The sequence below is a fragment of the Pedobacter sp. AC464 genome (assembly GCF_979253075.1).
This window is the reverse complement of sequence record NZ_CEEDBV010000001.1, coordinates 108,033-124,659: the sequence shown is the minus strand read 5'-3', so window position 1 is coordinate 124,659 and position 16,627 is coordinate 108,033. Positions and strand designations below refer to the sequence as shown.

Annotated in this window: 11 protein-coding genes; 3 read left to right on the top strand and 8 right to left on the bottom strand. The window is 41.1% G+C overall.

Features of this window, described 5'->3' with window-relative positions; genetic code table 11:
* Positions 1-46: 46 nt before the first annotated feature.
* From AC0IWT_RS00535 to AC0IWT_RS00515, 5 genes are all read right to left on the bottom strand, one after another.
* Entirely contained in the window at positions 47-1,048 is a 1,002-nt protein-coding gene (locus tag AC0IWT_RS00535) for a 4-hydroxyproline epimerase (protein ID WP_056870933.1), read from the bottom strand.
* The gene (locus AC0IWT_RS00530; protein ID WP_471795518.1) at positions 1,041-2,627 is read right to left on the bottom strand and encodes an aldehyde dehydrogenase (NADP(+)); all 1,587 of its coding nucleotides are present in this window, start codon (positions 2,625-2,627) and stop codon (positions 1,041-1,043) included. The genes AC0IWT_RS00535 and AC0IWT_RS00530 overlap by 8 nt, the downstream gene beginning before the upstream one ends.
* Before the next feature lie 12 nt (positions 2,628-2,639).
* Positions 2,640-3,557 carry a dihydrodipicolinate synthase family protein gene (locus AC0IWT_RS00525; protein WP_471795517.1) on the bottom strand — a complete coding sequence of 306 codons (918 nt, stop codon included), beginning with the start codon at positions 3,555-3,557 and terminating at the stop codon, positions 2,640-2,642.
* Between the two features lie 170 nt (positions 3,558-3,727).
* Complete coding sequence (locus AC0IWT_RS00520; RefSeq protein WP_471795516.1) at positions 3,728-5,392, bottom strand: M1 family metallopeptidase; 1,665 nt, start codon at positions 5,390-5,392, stop codon at positions 3,728-3,730.
* Between the two features lie 10 nt (positions 5,393-5,402).
* Positions 5,403-6,800, bottom strand: a complete 1,398-nt coding sequence (locus tag AC0IWT_RS00515) for an aminopeptidase P family protein (protein WP_471795515.1) — start codon at positions 6,798-6,800, stop codon at positions 5,403-5,405.
* 242 nt (positions 6,801-7,042) lie between these two features.
* Between AC0IWT_RS00515 and AC0IWT_RS00510 the strand changes: the two genes are divergently transcribed.
* Entirely contained in the window at positions 7,043-9,409 is a 2,367-nt protein-coding gene (locus AC0IWT_RS00510) for a beta-L-arabinofuranosidase domain-containing protein (RefSeq protein WP_471795514.1), read from the top strand.
* 78 nt (positions 9,410-9,487) lie between these two features.
* Here the strand turns inward: AC0IWT_RS00510 and AC0IWT_RS00505 are convergent, their stop codons facing one another.
* Complete coding sequence (locus tag AC0IWT_RS00505; RefSeq protein ID WP_471795513.1) at positions 9,488-12,223, bottom strand: DUF5695 domain-containing protein; 2,736 nt, start codon at positions 12,221-12,223, stop codon at positions 9,488-9,490.
* Between the two features lie 294 nt (positions 12,224-12,517).
* Between AC0IWT_RS00505 and AC0IWT_RS00500 the strand changes: the two genes are divergently transcribed.
* The gene (locus tag AC0IWT_RS00500) at positions 12,518-14,446 is read left to right on the top strand and encodes a glycoside hydrolase family 97 protein (RefSeq protein WP_471795512.1); all 1,929 of its coding nucleotides are present in this window, start codon (positions 12,518-12,520) and stop codon (positions 14,444-14,446) included.
* 17 nt (positions 14,447-14,463) lie between these two features.
* Positions 14,464-15,435 (top strand): glycoside hydrolase family 43 protein, encoded by a 972-nt coding sequence (locus AC0IWT_RS00495; protein ID WP_471795511.1) that lies wholly within the window; start codon positions 14,464-14,466, stop codon positions 15,433-15,435.
* Positions 15,436-15,446: 11 nt separating this feature from the next.
* Here the strand turns inward: AC0IWT_RS00495 and AC0IWT_RS00490 are convergent, their stop codons facing one another.
* Entirely contained in the window at positions 15,447-15,893 is a 447-nt protein-coding gene (locus tag AC0IWT_RS00490) for a hypothetical protein (protein ID WP_157274894.1), read from the bottom strand.
* Positions 15,894-15,957: 64 nt separating this feature from the next.
* The gene (locus tag AC0IWT_RS00485) at positions 15,958-16,419 is read right to left on the bottom strand and encodes a hypothetical protein (RefSeq protein ID WP_056870944.1); all 462 of its coding nucleotides are present in this window, start codon (positions 16,417-16,419) and stop codon (positions 15,958-15,960) included.
* Positions 16,420-16,627 lie beyond the last annotated feature (208 nt).

Here is a 16,627-nt window from a genome sequence, read left to right as displayed (position 1 = left end):
TTTTTATGCTTTGAGATTGACTTACCAATCATTTCTTTTATTTATGCTAGATAACCTGAAAGCCGTAAGCGTATGGGTCATCCTCTGCATCAATTTTAATCGTATTATAACCGAAAACTTTCGCCCAACCTTCCACACTCGGAATAATTGCTTTAAAACCATTTAAATCAACTTCTTCCTCTACCCGACCTGTAAATTTGCTCCCGATAAAACTCTCATGGATAAAATCCTCGCCTTTTTTTAGCTTGCCTTTGGCGTACCATTGCGCCATTCGGGCTGATGTTCCGGTTCCACACGGCGACCTGTCTATCGCTTTATCGCCATAAAATACAGCATTGCGGGCGGTCGAAGTTGGATCTAGTGTTTTGCCTGTCCAAAGCACATGGCTACAGCCGTTTATCGTTTCATCAAGTGGATGAACAAAAGTATATTTCTCGTTGATGCGCTTTCTAATGATTTGGCTCCAGGTAATCAGCTGTGAGGCTGTAAAATTCTCCAGGCCGGCAAAATTTGGCTGAGGATCGACTATTGCGTAAAAGTTGCCTCCATAAGCCACATCGAAAGTTAGCAGACCTAAATCCGGGCAATCTATTTCCAGGTTTTCGGCGGCGAGGTACGATGGAACATTTTTTAACTTTACAGATTTAACTTTATTCCCTTCCTGCTTATACTCTATTAAAACAAGGCCTGCGGGCGCTTCCATACGGATAATTCCTGGAATTTTTGGCTTGATAAGTCCTTCTTCTATAGCGATGGTAATGGTTCCTATGGTGCCATGGCCGCACATTGGAAGGCATCCACTGGTTTCGATAAACAAAACAGCAACATCATTTTCGGGGTTGTGAGGTGGATAAAGGATGCTTCCTGACATCATATCGTGACCACGAGGTTCGAACATTAAGCCGGTTCTAATCCAATCGAATTCCCTTAAAAAGTGCTGACGCTTTTCGCTCATATTCGAGCCTGTTAATTCAGGCCCGCCGCCTGCAACCAATCGTACCGGATTTCCGCAAGTATGTGCATCCACACAGAAAAAAGTTTTACTCATCTACTTTCGTTAGTTTCTGATTAACGGTTCTATAAATATTTAAAGGATTTCCGTCCTTTAACTCATCCGGTAACAATTCCTGTTGCCAATCCTGATATGCCAAAGGACGAACAAAACGATATATGGCCGCAGAACCTACCGAAGTGAAACGACTATCATTTGTTGCGGGAAAAGGCCCTCCATGTTGCATTGCAGCACAAACCTCAACGCCTGTTGGTACGCCATTTAAAATAAGTCGACCTGTTTTATCGGTTAATTTGTTTACTAAAGATTTATAATCTTTCAGCTCATCTGCACCTGCCATTAACGTAGCCGTTAACTGACCATCCAGACTTGAAATCACCGCTTCCAGTTCTGTTAAAGTTTTGGCAACTACCAAAAGTGAGTAAGGACCGAAAATTTCTTCCCTGAATTTTGGATGCGCAATAAAATCGGCAGCACTGATTTCTGCAACCAAAGCCTGAGATTGATTTTGCAAATCTTGATCTTTTAGGGTTGAAATGCCCAGGATTGTTGCCTTATCATCATTTATAACCTCTGCCGCAAGTTTGTTGTAATTATGGGCAATGCCACCAGTAAGCATAGTTGCAGATGGAATTGCAGCTATCGCTTCTGACAGTGTCTTTTTGAATGTTGTAAGCTCGGCCGATTCAATTGCCAACATTAAACCGGGGTTTGTGCAAAATTGCCCAGCGCCCAAAGTTATCGAGGCAGCATATTTTTTCGCCAGCTCGGCGGCCTGATGCTGCAGCGCCTGCGGTAAAAAAACAATTGGGTTGATGCTGCCCATTTCCGCAAAAACAGGAATAGGCTGTTCACGTTCATCGGCCAGTTTTACCAGAGCCATGCCCCCTTTAAAAGAGCCGGTAAAAGTTACTGCCTTTGTTTGAGGGTGTTTTACCAGCGCAGCGCCGATTTCATAGCCATCATCATAAAGCATAGAGAATACGCCTTTGGGCATTTTTGTTTTTTCTACAGCGTTCAGAATTGCCGCAGCAACCAACGCACTCGTTCCATAGTGTGCCGGATGCGCTTTGACAACGACCGGGCAACCCGAAGCAAGTGCCGAAGCGGTATCGCCACCGGCTACTGAAAATGCAAGCGGAAAATTACTTGCTCCGAAAACAACAACAGGTCCAATCGGGATCATCATCCGCCGGATATCAGGCTTTGGCAAAGGTTGCCGCTCAGGCTGTGCCGTTTCAATTGTTGCATCAACCCAGGAGCCTTCTGCAATTAAGTTGGCAAAAAGGCGAAGCTGCCCGGTAGTTCTACCTACCTCTCCCTGCAAACGGGCCATGGGTAATCCACTTTCTGCTGATGCCCGTTTTACCAGTTCATCCGTTATGGCTGCAATCTCATCTGCAATTGTATTTAAAAAAGCCGCCTTTAAATCTTTATTTACACTTCTGTAAAGCTGAAAAGCTTCTGTAGCCGATGTTAGTGCATCATTTACAAGCTTTTCATTTGCTTTGAAAAAATCTCCATCTATCGCTACGCCTGTTGCAGGGTTAATTGCATGGAGGCTTTTCTCATTCGCATCTACATATTCTGAAGCGATTATATTTTTCCCGTTCATATTTTTGTTGAACTATTTTCCCCAACTGCCTTCGGGTAATTCCGGTCGAACAGCCAAAGCATCGTTAATAATTTTTAAAACTCTTTCACGCTCAGCACCCTGAATCGGCAATCTTGGTGCACGTACAGCTTCAGTACCAAGGCCTGTAGCTACTTCGGCAAGTTTAATATACTGCACCAGCTTAGCATGGATATCTAATTCCAGAACAGGTAAAAACCAACGGTAAATTTTTAATGCCTCGGCAATCCTGTTTTGTTTAATCAATCTAAAAATTGCAACTGTTTCTCTCGGAAAAGCGTCAACCAATCCGGCAACCCATCCATCGGCACCCATCACAATACTCTCCATCGCTAACGGGTCAACACCTGTAAAAATCTTAAACCTGTCTCCGAAACGATTAATTAACCGGGTAACATTCGATACATCTCTGGTTGATTCTTTTATCGCCTGAATATTGCTGTACTTACTCAACACCTCAAACATATCCAGGGTAACCTCAATTTTGTAATCAACCGGGTTGTTGTAAATCATTATCGGTAGTTCTGTACTTTCCGCGATAGCGGCAAAAAAAGCTAAGGTTTCATCAGCGGCAGCGTTGTAACGCATCGGTGGCAACAGCATTAATCCGTTAGCACCTAACAAAGCGGCCTTTTTAGCCACTTCAATAGCTTTTTTGGTTGTTGATTCGGCAATATTGAGTAAAACAGGCACGCGGCCGTTTACTAAAGCTAAAGTATGCGTAAGCAAGCCAAACTTCTCGTCGTCTGTCAATACACTGGCTTCTCCAAGCGAGCCACCCAAAATAATTCCTTCAGCACCTGCTTCGAGTTGAGCCTCAATGTTAAGGTCGAAAGTCTCAAAATCTAATTCATCATTCGCTGTAAATTTCGTAGTAACAGCAGGAAAAACCCCGGTCCATTTTATACTCATCGTTGTGTTTTTGTTTTATTGCTTTAAATATCAATTTGGGTAGCTTAGCCTTCTATGATGGCCAGGCTGGTTTTTGTTATTTCAAAGTTAACCCATCAACAGCTCCGAGTATTATTAGATTTTAACCGATATAAGCAAAAAATACACCTGTTTACGGTTAAAAATAAGCGTTAGCTCTTGTTCTTTACCCGAATGTAATACATAAATTCAATGGCTTTTTCTGTGAACAGATCTTCCTGGCCAGCAGCCAGTTTAACTTCCTGCCAAGCCTCTGTAGGAACGATTTTTAGTGACTTCCCATTGCCATTTTTCAAAAACAGCGGCAAATTAAAGCCCTTAACGCAGTCAACATAGCGATAGAAAGCTTTGCCATTTTTAACATAGTATTCTAAAGATGGTATTTGAACAGTGCGTAAATATTGATCGAAAACTTTCCTGTAATTAAAGCCTGCTTGTTTGGAAACGTAATTTTCAATTTGCTGTGTGGCTACGGTTTGATGGTAAAAAGTTTTGTTAAGCCCACGCAAAATCGATCTGAAAAGCGGATCATTATTTAGTCCGTGTCTGATTGCGTGCAACATATTTCCTGCTTTTGGATACATATCTCCGCTACCCTGAGCATTTACCCCATAAACCGGAATAATTGGGACATCATTTTTGATGCCTTTTCTAATTCCAAAGTTGTACTCGTTTCCCGCTTTGTTACCAAAAATATAGTCTACAAACAATGTTTCGCTATAATTTGTAAAACCTTCGTGTACCCACATATCGGCTAAATCGTTACTGGTTATGTTGTTTCCAAACCATTCATGCCCACTTTCGTGGATGATGATGAAGTCCCATTTCAGGCCCCATCCATCGCCAGACATATCTCTTCCCCGATAACCAAATTTATACCAGTTGCCATAAGAAACTGCCGATTGGTGTTCCATTCCTGTATGAGACGCATCGATAAGTTGGTAGCCATCCTCATAAAACGGATAAGGACCAAACCAATACTCAAAACTTTTCATCATTTTATGTACCTGGTCGGGCATGTAGGTTTTCGCCTTTGGCAAATTATAATCCAGAACCCAGTAATTTAAATCGAGCGGGCCCTTCTCGCCGGCATATTTCTCTTTAAAGTTTACGTATTTACCAATGTATGGAATGATGCAGTAATTGCTGATCGGGTTTACCACATTGTACTTATAGGTTGTCGTTCTATCTTTATTGTTTTTTTTAAAAACCAGCCGGCCATTACCAACAGCAACCAATGTATCTGGAACCGTTATCGTTAATGAAGCTCCAAGATTTGGCTCATCGCTCTGGTGGTCTTTGTTTGGATACCAGATTGAAGCACCTAAACCCTGGCAGGCAACCGTCATCCACGGCCTGCCAAGCGAATCGGCAGTGAAAATAAAGCCACCATCCCAGGGCGCACGCTTCGCCTGGTGTACCTTTCCTTGGTAAAAAATGGTTACGTTGTTGGTGGCAGTTAACTTTTGTGCAGGCACATGGGCGTACCAAACACTTCCAGCGTGTTCAAATTTTAACTTTGATTTATTGTTGTAAAGTATGCTATCAATAATTAAAGGCTCCTGTAAATCTATCTGCATGCGGGTTTTGCCATTGTTTGCGCCAACAACCTTGTAAACAATTTGATTAGAACCAGTAATGCTTTTATCATTATAATCTGGCTTAATGGCAAGTTCGTAACGTTGTACATCCCACCAGGTTCGCTCGGGCGTTAATGTTCCTCTCAGGGTGTCGGCCAAAGTGTAAACCTTTGTTTTTTGCGCAGAAACAGTGCTGCAGAAAAGTAAAAGTGTAAATGCTGCGATTAAAGTTTTCATGTTCTTGTTATTAGTAAGCCCGGCCTCTAATGGCCTCTATTTCTTCTACGGTTTGAGCCAGATGTTTACCTAGCATCCGGCTTCCACCTTCGGTGATGAGAAAATCATCTTCTATTCTGATCCCTGTAAAATTTCTAAATTGTTCCAGTTTATCATAATTGATGAATTCGGAAAATTTCTGTTCAGCCTTCCAACGGTCTATAAGTTCCGGAATAATATAAACGCCCGGTTCAACCGTTAAAACGTAACCCTTTTCAAGGGCTTTGCCTAATCGCAGCGACTTTAATCCAAACTGCGTAGTATTCTTTTTAAGTTCATCCGTGTAGCCAACGTATTGCTCACCCAAATCTTCCATATCATGCACATCCAGGCCCATCATGTGGCCGGTGCCACATTGAAAAAACATGGCATGGGCGCCAGCTTCTACAGCATCGTTTACATCACCACGCATTAAACCAATGCCTTTTAAGCCGTCAACCAGGGTTGTGCAGGCTTTTAAATGTACATCAAGATACCTAACGCCTGGCGCAAGCATATTCTTTGCATTTGTGTATGCAGCCAGCACAATGTTGTAAATATCTTTTTGTTCACCGCTAAATTTTTTACTTACAGGAAACGTACGCGTAAGGTCGCCGGCGTAACCCATAGCAGTTTCAACGCCTGAATCGTTAAGCACCATTTGCCCTTCCTCTAGAATATTGCCATGAAAATGATTGTGCAAAATCTCACCGCGAACCGTTAAAATCGCCGGGTAAGAAAGGTTCCCTCCTGAAGCTAAAGCGGCTTCCTGGATTTTAGCCGCCAGTTCACGCTCGTACATTCCGGGTTTTGCCTGCTCCATAATCATTAAATGGATATCGGCAGATATGGATGCAGCTTTATCAAGTTCAAAAACCTCCTGGGCTGATTTCGAGGAACGCTGAGCCACAACGGCCTTAATCAGTTCAAGCGATGCAGTCTTTTCAAGTTCGCTGAAGGCAATGCCGAACCAATTTGCCAGCTTCATTTTATTTTCTGGCCGATATGGTGGCAGATAGTGAATCTTTCTGCCTGTTTTACTGTATTGATTTAAATGGCTTTGAAGATGAGCGGATGGCTGAACATTCTTAAGACCGGAATCCTCAGATTTTTCTTTCAAGGTTTTTTGCCTGCCCATCCAAACGATATCATCAATACTCATCTCGTTTCCAAAAAGGATTGTTTCATCGGCATCAATATCAATTATTGCGGCTAATGCTGGCTCACTGATTCCAAAGTAATATAAAAATGTGCTGTCTTGCCTGAAATGATAGGTATTGTCAGCGTAATTCATCGGGCTTTCCTCGTTGCCTAAAAAGAGGATTATGCCCGACTTCACTGTGGATTTTAATGTTCTTCGTCTTTCGATATAAATTTCTTTATCAAACATGTTTTTTCGTGTTAAACAAATATCCCAAAAGCATTCTTCTTCCTGTGAGTTTGAAAATGAATGGCTAAAATATGGCTTGTATTTGCAAATTATAAGCTAGATTATGGTATAAAAATCGCAAATAATCTAATTTTTGAAGAAATTAAAGGTAAAATCTGCATAGTAACTGCGAATTAAAGGGAAACTTTTACCTGCGTATTTGAATAATTTTATTTTTCAAGATACTCAAGACAAACTCAACTATGAATAAAGTTTTTGTAAACGCACTGTTATTGTTATCCATTTTGTATTCTTCTGATATAAAAGCGCAAAATTATCTGCCCCAGTTTGCCGATAACAGGATAAAAGTTAAAAATGTAACGCCGATTAAAGCCTTTGCCTTCGATTTATCGGAAGTAAGTTTGTTGGAAAGCACATTTAAAACGGCAATGAAAGCAGACGAAGCTTACCTAAAAATAATTGAGCCAGACAGGCTATTATCAGGCTTTAGAAAAAATGCCGGACTGGCGCCAAAAGCGGAACCGTATGGAGGATGGGAAAGTGATGGTTTGGCCGGCCACACCCTGGGGCACTATTTATCGGCAATCTCCATGCAATACGCATCATCGAAAGACCCTGTATTTCTGCAAAAAGCTAACTATATAGTCGACCAGCTTGAAGAATGTCAGCAAGCAAGAAAAACCGGTTATATCGGGGCAATTCCAAAAGAAGATGCGATTTGGGCAGCAGTTGCAAAAGGAAACATAAAATCTGGTGGGTTTGACTTAAATGGAGGCTGGTCGCCATGGTATACCGTACACAAAATAATGGCAGGCTTGCTTGATGTTTACCTTTATACAGGCAACAAAAAAGCGCTGAACGAGTGCATTGGCATGGCAGACTGGACACAGAAAACAATTGGGGGTTTAAACGATGAATTGTTACAGAAGATGCTTTTTTGCGAATATGGCGGCATGGCCGACGCCTTGGTGAACTTATATTCGATTACTGCAAATAAGAAATACCTTGATTTATCTTACAAGTTTTATGATAAACGAATTCTCGACCCGCTTGCAAACCAGCAAGACATTCTACCTGGAAAGCATTCGAATACGCAAATTCCGAAAATAATTGCAAGCGCCCGCAGGCATGAAATTACCGGCGATAAAAATGATAAAGCCATTGCAGATTTCTTTTGGAAAACGGTGGTTTACAACCATTCTTACGCAACCGGCGGCAATAGTAATTACGAATATTTAAGTGAGCCAAATAAGCTGAATGATAAACTAACGGAAAACACTACAGAAACCTGCAATACCTACAATATGCTTAAATTAACCGGGCATTTATTTGCAGAAAATCCATCAGCAGAGCTTTTCGATTTTTACGAAAAAGCACTTTACAACCACATTTTAGCTTCTCAAAACCATGATGATGGCATGATGTGTTATTTCGTACCGCTACGTATGGGTGGCAAAAAAGAGTATAGCGATAAGTTTAACACCTTTACGTGCTGTGTGGGCACAGGCATGGAAAACCACGTTAAGTATAATGAAAGCATTTACTTTGGAGGTAGCGATGGTAGTCTGTATGTGAATTTATTTATCCCATCAACACTTAACTGGAAAGCAAAGGGCATAAAAATTACACAGCAAACATTTATCCCGCAGGGCGATAAAACAGTGCTGACGATTAATACGGCAAAAGCGGCGACGTTTGCGATAAAAATAAGGAAACCAAAATGGTCTGAAGGCGCTACCATTGCCATAAATGGCGAGTTGCAACAGTTAACAGCCGATAATACCGGCTATTTTGTTATCAACCGCAGCTGGAAAAATAATGACAAGATAACCTACACTACGCCAGAGCAGCTGCATACAGAAGCAATGCCCGATAACGCCGACCGGCGTGCTGTTTTTTATGGTCCGGTTTTATTGGCAGGGGTTTTAGGAACAACCGAGCCCGATCCGATTAAAGGCGTTCCGGTATTTGTAAGCGCTAACAACGACCCGAAAGATTGGCTAAGCGTGGTTAACCAGCAAGAACTAAAATTTCAAACGGTTAAAACTGCCCAACCTCAGGAGGTTACCATGATTCCCTTTTACCAGACCAAAAATCAATATTACAGCGTTTACTGGGATGTTTTTACGCCAGAAAAATGGGTGGTGCAACAGAAGGTTTACGACGAACAAAAACGTAAACAAAAAGAACTTGAGGATAAAACAACTGATATTTTTCGGTTCGGAGAAATGCAACCTGAACGGGACCATAACTTTACTGCCGCAAAAGAAAGTATGGGCGAAGAACATGGTAAAAAATGGCGGCTGGCCGGTGAGGAAGGATTTCTTCAATTTGATGTTAAGGTAGATCCAAATACTCAAAACACCATTATCGCTTCTTATTGGGGGATGGATAACAGAGGCAGAATTTTCGATGTTTTGGTTGATGGCGTAAACATCGCTACTGAAAATTTGAATAAATATAAAGAAAGTCGTTTCTACGATGTTTCCTATAAAATTCCAACAGAGATTACCAAAGGAAAAAATAAGGTGACTGTAAAACTGTTTCCTAAGGCTAAAAACAATGCAGGTCCTATTTACGGGTTAAGAGTTGTTAAGGAAAACCTTTAACTTCCTGATCGTAGATTTACGAAGTTTTACGCATTCAGCCGTTAACTTCGTAAATCTATTTTAAACAGAAAGAATTGATTACTTAACGAGTGTTACCTGAGTTGTATTTTGTGTTGATAATTTTACTTCATAAGCGCCTCTTGCGCCAATCCCACCATCCTTTAACGAGTATTTACCCACGCCATCGATTTTTGCCGGCTGGCTTATTCGTATAACCGCCCGGTTTGTATGTTCATCAGCTTTGCTCAGGGTTACCTGAATCTCTCCGTTTGTAGCGTTATACGATAAAGCATCAATTGTGCCTGCATCTAAAGTTATCCAAAGCCCAGCGGGCGCTATATAAACTGCTGATTTTGCCGCAGTAGTAAGTTTTAAATCAATTGTTTTACCATGCTCAATCAGGTTTCCGCCGAAGGCAAGCCAGCCAAACTCCTTATGTTTTAAAAGATAAGTTGATGTGTTTATGGCATAACCGAAAAAGCCTGAACCGTAATCGCCTGTAATGCCATCGTTTTTTAGCGTTGAAGGATAAGCGTGAAATGCAGCAGGGGCAAAACCATCTTTAGTGATGTTAGAAATTGAGCCCATTAAGCCACCATAGCCAGTTCTCAAAAGATAAAAATCTTCTGGATTTTTGCGATAATCCATTAGAACGGGAATTGCGTTCAAAGCCGAACCATAGTGGTGAATCATGCGCTCAATCCGCATTAATTTACCACCATATAAAAAATCCCAATACCTGCGGGCATTGCCATTGTATGCCCAATGCGGCACTACGGGCATGTAGGCAAGAATCGCGTCGAGTGTAACTTTTGCCTTATCCTGATAGCCAAAATAATCAGACCACACATATACTTCTTCCTGCCCGGTTGAATCCCATGGCATTTCACTTCCAAAAGGATAATCGAGCGCCCGCCAATGGTTCGCACGCTTTTTCATCTCATTTTCAAGTTTGTCGGCTTCAGCCCTTAAACCTTCGTTTTTAAGATCGGTTAAAATAAGGTAGAAAACTGTTCCCTCCATTTGGCCAAACTGAGCGTAATAAGGCGCAATATTTACCATCGCCAAACCGGTTTCCGCGGCATCAATAAGGTGTTGTTTCCAGGTGCTTTCATCAACCAACCCCTGATGATTTCGGGCAAGGCGGTACATAACCCAATGTGCGGCGGCAACGTGAGGATAGTTATAAGAACGCCCCAAATCATCAGCTTCCTTTCTTGGCCATGCAGACCAGGTTTTGAAATTAATTTCTTTTGAATAGGTGTCTTTTGGCAATGAATCTGGTGCATAATAAAATAAACTTTTCCTTACACCATACTTTTTAGGCCCGTCTTTAAGTTGAATATGGCCAAACATTACCGTATCAACAAACTGTTTCAGCTTGTCAATCTCAGTCTTTTCTGGATGAACAAGTTGTTTCATCATGGCGCCCAGCCAGGAGCCTGCCCCACCTTCATCACTCAAACCCGAAATCCATGCTCTGCTATCCTGAATAACCTGCTGTTGTTTTTCGTAATCGTAAGTAATTACAGACGGACTGCGTTTGAAAATTTTATCAGTTTTATCAAACCATTGTTTCGTTGTGAGAAAGTTGCCGTAGCTCGCTATCACGTCACTTTCAGGTTCGATAATTTTGTAATTTATGGTCTGCTCCACCCCGTCGGCATAGGTAATACTTAGGCGTGCCCTCCCGGCATCGTTTCCTTTTACCGCGTAACTTTTCCAGCCGTTTTTAGTTGTGCCGGCGGATTTTAAGGTGAGTGAGTTTAAAGGGTACACGTTTATAGCGCTTATTTTTTTGCCGTAGTTGATGAATAATCTGGCATCTACATCTTTGGCAATTACATAACCGGGAACCGACATTGCTACAAGCTTCTTATTTTCAATAAGCTTACTTTCAATGTCTTTTGCCGTTCCTGATAAAATAAACTGAAGTCCATAACTTTTCGTTTCGCCAGGTTTTAAAACTATTGAAGTTGGGCTGTTCCATTCATCCACACCTTTCCATTCCGTTTCGGCGTAAGCTTTACTGTAAACCATCCATTCGTAAAACCCTTCAAATGCAATTCCGCGAGGTGTTTTATCATCGTTTAATGGATTGTAAGCCTCAAAAGGTGTTCTTCCATATGGCGCTACAATTAATGATGGGGCGTGTCCGCTTAGCCTGGTTACCTGCAGGTAGCCTGCATCTTTACCAATATAAGGGTCGTAAAATACATTTTTTGCATGCGTTTGCTCAAGCGTCCGTCCTTCCAGAATATTATCGAATATCATAGGGATGCCGAGTGCACCTATTTCCACATTACGCCGGGTTTTATTAGAGATTTCAAAACGCAACACCAGTTTTCCGCCTACCATTTCCCAAATCCTTTTTATAGATAATGGCATATCGGCAGGCATTGTTGGGGCTAAATCGGCTGCCGCCAGCGTTTTAGGTATTGCTATATTTTTTACCGCAACACGTTTTCCCGCGGTACTGTAACTTTTCCAGGCTGTATCATCGCTGGTTCTTAACCTCAGGTTGATATCGCCTAAATGATAGAGCCCGTCAGAACTTCTAACCTTCAGGCTATCGCTGGGTACAAAATCAAAATCTTTAACGGTTTTTGGCGCCAAGCCAGCAACTGTTTGCGAAGATTTGACCAGCTTAAGATTAAAATCGCCGGCATCGAAAGTAGAGAAACCTTGCTCAAGCCCTAAGGTTGATGGTTTTTTACCGAGGGCGACCCAGGGAGACTGGGCAAATATTTTGCCGCTGCTCATCATGATAAGCAGCAAACCGAAGCCCGCTTTTAGTACAAGTTTTTTAGTCATTTTGCTCGAAAGGTTTGTGGTAATCAAAAATAAACTTAAAAAGGTAAAGCGAACGCGATTGGCAAAAACAGGGCAAAATCTGCCAATATTTGATTTACTGCAAAATTGTAATGCTGGGCTAGCCTCCTTCGCCCACAATTTGCAGCATTTTAAAATAGCAGAAAATAATAAACGTTTAATTAACATTTATTATTTTAATTTTTACATTTACATATAGATTCTTCGCAACCTACCTGTTTCGGTCGAACGCCAGAACGAATGGAACAAAAGAAACTCCTCTAACCAAAAATATTCATGATAAAAAAATTTATTTGCCTTTCAGCATTACTTATTTCAACCTTTAAGTTTGTAAGTGCTCAAACTGAATATTCAGTAAAAAGCCCAAATCAGGAACTTAGTGTAAAGGTTTCAGTTAAAAACAACGTACTTCTTTATAATGTGAGCAGAAAATCCGAATTGGTTTTACAAAACTCCGCTCTTGGTTTGGTTAGAGCTGATGGCGATTTTTCTTTAGGCTTAAAGCTTATTTCAGTTTCGAAGAGCGAGTTGGTTAAAGATAGTTATACCTTAAACAATGGCAAACGACTGCTCAATAATTATGCAGCCAATAAAGTTGTGTTCCATTTGGCAAACAAACCTGGCAAAAAAATGGATGTAATTTTTCAGGTTTCAAATGATGGTGTTGCTTTCCGTTACTATTTTCCGGATGGTGATGCGGGCGTTAAAAACATAATTGAGGAAAAAACATCGTTCCATTTCTCCACTGAAACAAAAGCCTGGATGCAACCCATGTCTGTAGCGAAATCTGGTTGGGAGCATACCAATCCATCTTACGAAGAATTTTACGAAAAAGAAATCTCAGTTGGGACACCTTCCCCATCTCCTGCAGGCTGGGTTTTCCCCGCACTTTTTAAATACAAAGAAAACTGGGTAGTGGTTTCAGAAACCGGCCTTGATAAGCACTATTGTGCCGCCAGGCTCAAGCAAAATGCAGAAGATGGCAATTATCAAATTGGCTTTCCTGATGAAAAAGAAACCTTTGCCGGGCAAAATGTAAACCCCGAATCGAAGTTGCCTTGGTTTACACCCTGGAGAATTATAGCAATTGGAAGTTTAAAAACCGTAACCGAATCTACCTTGGGCACAGATTTAGCTTACCCGGCAAAAAAGAATATAAACCCCAATCTATTCAATACAGGCAAGGCTACCTGGAGTTGGATTATGCTTAAAGATAATTCTATCGTGTATGATGTGCAAAAGCGATACATAGATTTTGCCGCTGATATGAAATGGGAATATTGCCTTATCGACGTAGACTGGGATACGAAAATTGGTTATGAGAAAATGGGCGAACTTGCGGCTTATGCGAAACAGAAAGACGTAGGCCTGATTTTGTGGTACAACTCTTCAGGCGATTGGAACACCGTAAAATATACACCAAGAAATAAACTTTTAACGCATGAAAATCGCTTGAAGGAATTTGCGATTTTGGAAAAAATGGGCATTAAAGGGATAAAGGTAGACTTTTTTGGAGGCGATGGCCAACCGATGATTAAATACTATTTTGAAATTTTAGAAGATGCTGCAAAATTTGGTCTCAATGTAAATTGCCACGGCGCAACATTACCGCGTGGCTGGCAGCGTACTTACCCTAATTTAGTTACCATGGAATCTATCAAGGGTATGGAGGCAGTAACTTTTGAGCAAAAAAATGCTGACGAAGAACCCATGCATGCAACCACAATACCTTTTACGCGAAACGTGTTCGACCCGATGGATTTTACCCCAATGAACCTGACTAAAATCCCCAATATAAAACGGAAAACAACAGCTGCATTTGAGTTGGCTTTGTCGGTTGTATTTCAATCCGGCATACAACATTTTGCCGAATCTCCGGAGGGTATGGCCCAGGTTCCGGATTATGTAAAAGCCTATTTACAAGGGCTACCTTCCTCGTGGACAGATACCAGATTGCTGGACGGTTACCCCGGAAAGTTCGTGGTAATGGCGAGAAAAGCAAACTCAAAGTGGTACATCGCTGGATTAAATGGCGAAGCTAATGCTAAAACTATTCAACTAAATTTAAAAGACTTTGGCGCTAAAAAAGCAACAATATTTGCTGACGACTCAGCGCTAACATCATTTGAAACAAAAGAACTTCAGCTGGACAAAACCCCTGTTGAAATGAAAGCTTACGGTGGTTTTGTAATTGTTGTTGAATAAATCGAAAAATCTTAATTATGGCATACTGTAAACGACATTTTTTAACGGCTTCACTTGTTTACCTTTCATTTCAAGGCTTTTCGCAAGAAAAACTGGCCGTTTCGAAGGGCAATCCAATCATTACAGATAAGTATACTGCAGATCCGGCTGCGTTTGTATATGGCGATTCTGTGTATTTGTATACCGGGCATGATGTTGCTCCAAAATCGAAAAATGATTACGAAATGCACGAATGGCTTTGTTACTCGTCTGCAGATATGGTTAACTGGAAAGAACACAAATCACCCCTCAATGTAAAAGATTTTGCCTGGGCAAAAGATGATGCCTGGGCTTCGCAGGTAATTGAAAGAAACGGGAAATTTTACTGGTATGTGGCGACAGAACATGGAAGCATAAAGGGAAAATCGATAGGCGTTGCTGTTGCCGATAACCCACGCGGGCCTTTTAAAGATGCTTTGGGAAAAGCTTTGATTACAAATAACATGACCACCGCCGTAGACATTACCTGGGATGATATTGACCCAACAGTAATTATTGATGACGACGGGCAGGCATATTTATTTTGGGGAAATCAACGCTGCTACTACGCTAAATTAAAAGCTAATATGATTGAACTGGATGGAGAAATTAAAACCATATCCGTTCCGGAGTTTACAGAAGCACCCTGGGTACACAAGCATAAAAACTGGTATTATTTATCGTATGCATCGGGCTTCCCCGAAAAAATAGTTTACGCGATGAGCAAGAGCATTAATGGCCCATGGGATTACAAAGGGATATTAAACGAAATTGCCGGTAACTCAAATACCAACCATCAATCCATTATCGATTTCAAAGGAAAATCGTATTTTATTTACCACAACGGAGCGATTAACAATGATGGTGGCAGCTACCGGAGATCAGTATGTATAGACGATTTACACTACAATAACGATGGCACCATAAAAAGAATTATCATGACAACCGAAGGGGTACGTAAGGTGCGCTGAAACGGGTTATACTAGTCGATAGCAACTATTTTATTGAACTTCGTTTCCGTATCTACAGGCGCATCCGCCGGATAAGTTTTATAATTTACGGTAAGTACAAAGTTTTTTATGTTGAATTTGCCTTTATCGAACCAGGTGTAATTAACGGGAGTTGTAACAGAACCCGAAGCCTGCTTTTCTGTCTGTTCCGTAAGCTTTGCGGTGAGGTTGTCACCATCAGCGACATATTTACCGGTTAATTTTAAACTCCAGTCTGCAAACTGGCTCATTTTAATCAAAATCGTAATTTTATTACCGGGCTCAAAAATCAATACGCGGTTGTAGCCTGTCGATACTTCTTGCCAGGTGCCTGTTAAAGCGTCTTTTGATAAGTTTTCAATGCCATTTTTCTTGCACGAAATCATTGTTACAGAGAGGGAGAGCAACAGCATCAATGTAGTTAAATATCTTTTCATCATTTTACTTTGTTAATTTTTGATATAACGGTTGTACAAGTTAAAACGCTACAGAAGCGAGTATTTATCAGGAAATATCTTCGTTTTCCATCCCAGCTTCGAGTCTTCGTAACTCGGCATCCATATCGAGCATGGCCATCTCTTGTTTGGCAATAAGCTCCCGGCAGGCCGCAAGCTGGTTTCTCAACTCAAGTATTTCCCTTTGCAGTTCGAGCATGCTTTTACCCGTTTCTTCCTGCATTTTTCGCAACTCAAGGCGTTTCATAAAACCACCTTCACTGAGGAAAATTTCCAGTCCGGATTGCTTACCTATCAATGCCGGCAAAGGGTGGCCGTGAACTTCACCAATAAGCATAATCAGGTTTAATTGATTAAGTAAATGAAGATATTCGGATGCTAAAATGGCATTCCCTCTGAAAATATGCAGAACGCGATCTGTTTTGATATACTCTTCGTACTTAAATTCCTGAAGTATTCTATCCAAAAGTTCGCATTTCGCTGCCGTCAGATTTACGGGAAACTTATCCATTTAAAGGTTAATTTTTGGGGACGATAATTTAGTAAGTTAAAGCTAACTTTACAGGAAATAAATATATAAATTATTTATTACAGGATGAATTTTTTAGGCGTTAAGGAAATCAGGCAATTACGCCTTCTTTCCATGCCTCTCACCAGAATAAAAATCCCTTATTTTGATATTTGTTTTAAACAAATAATAGAAAATAGATATCAATGAA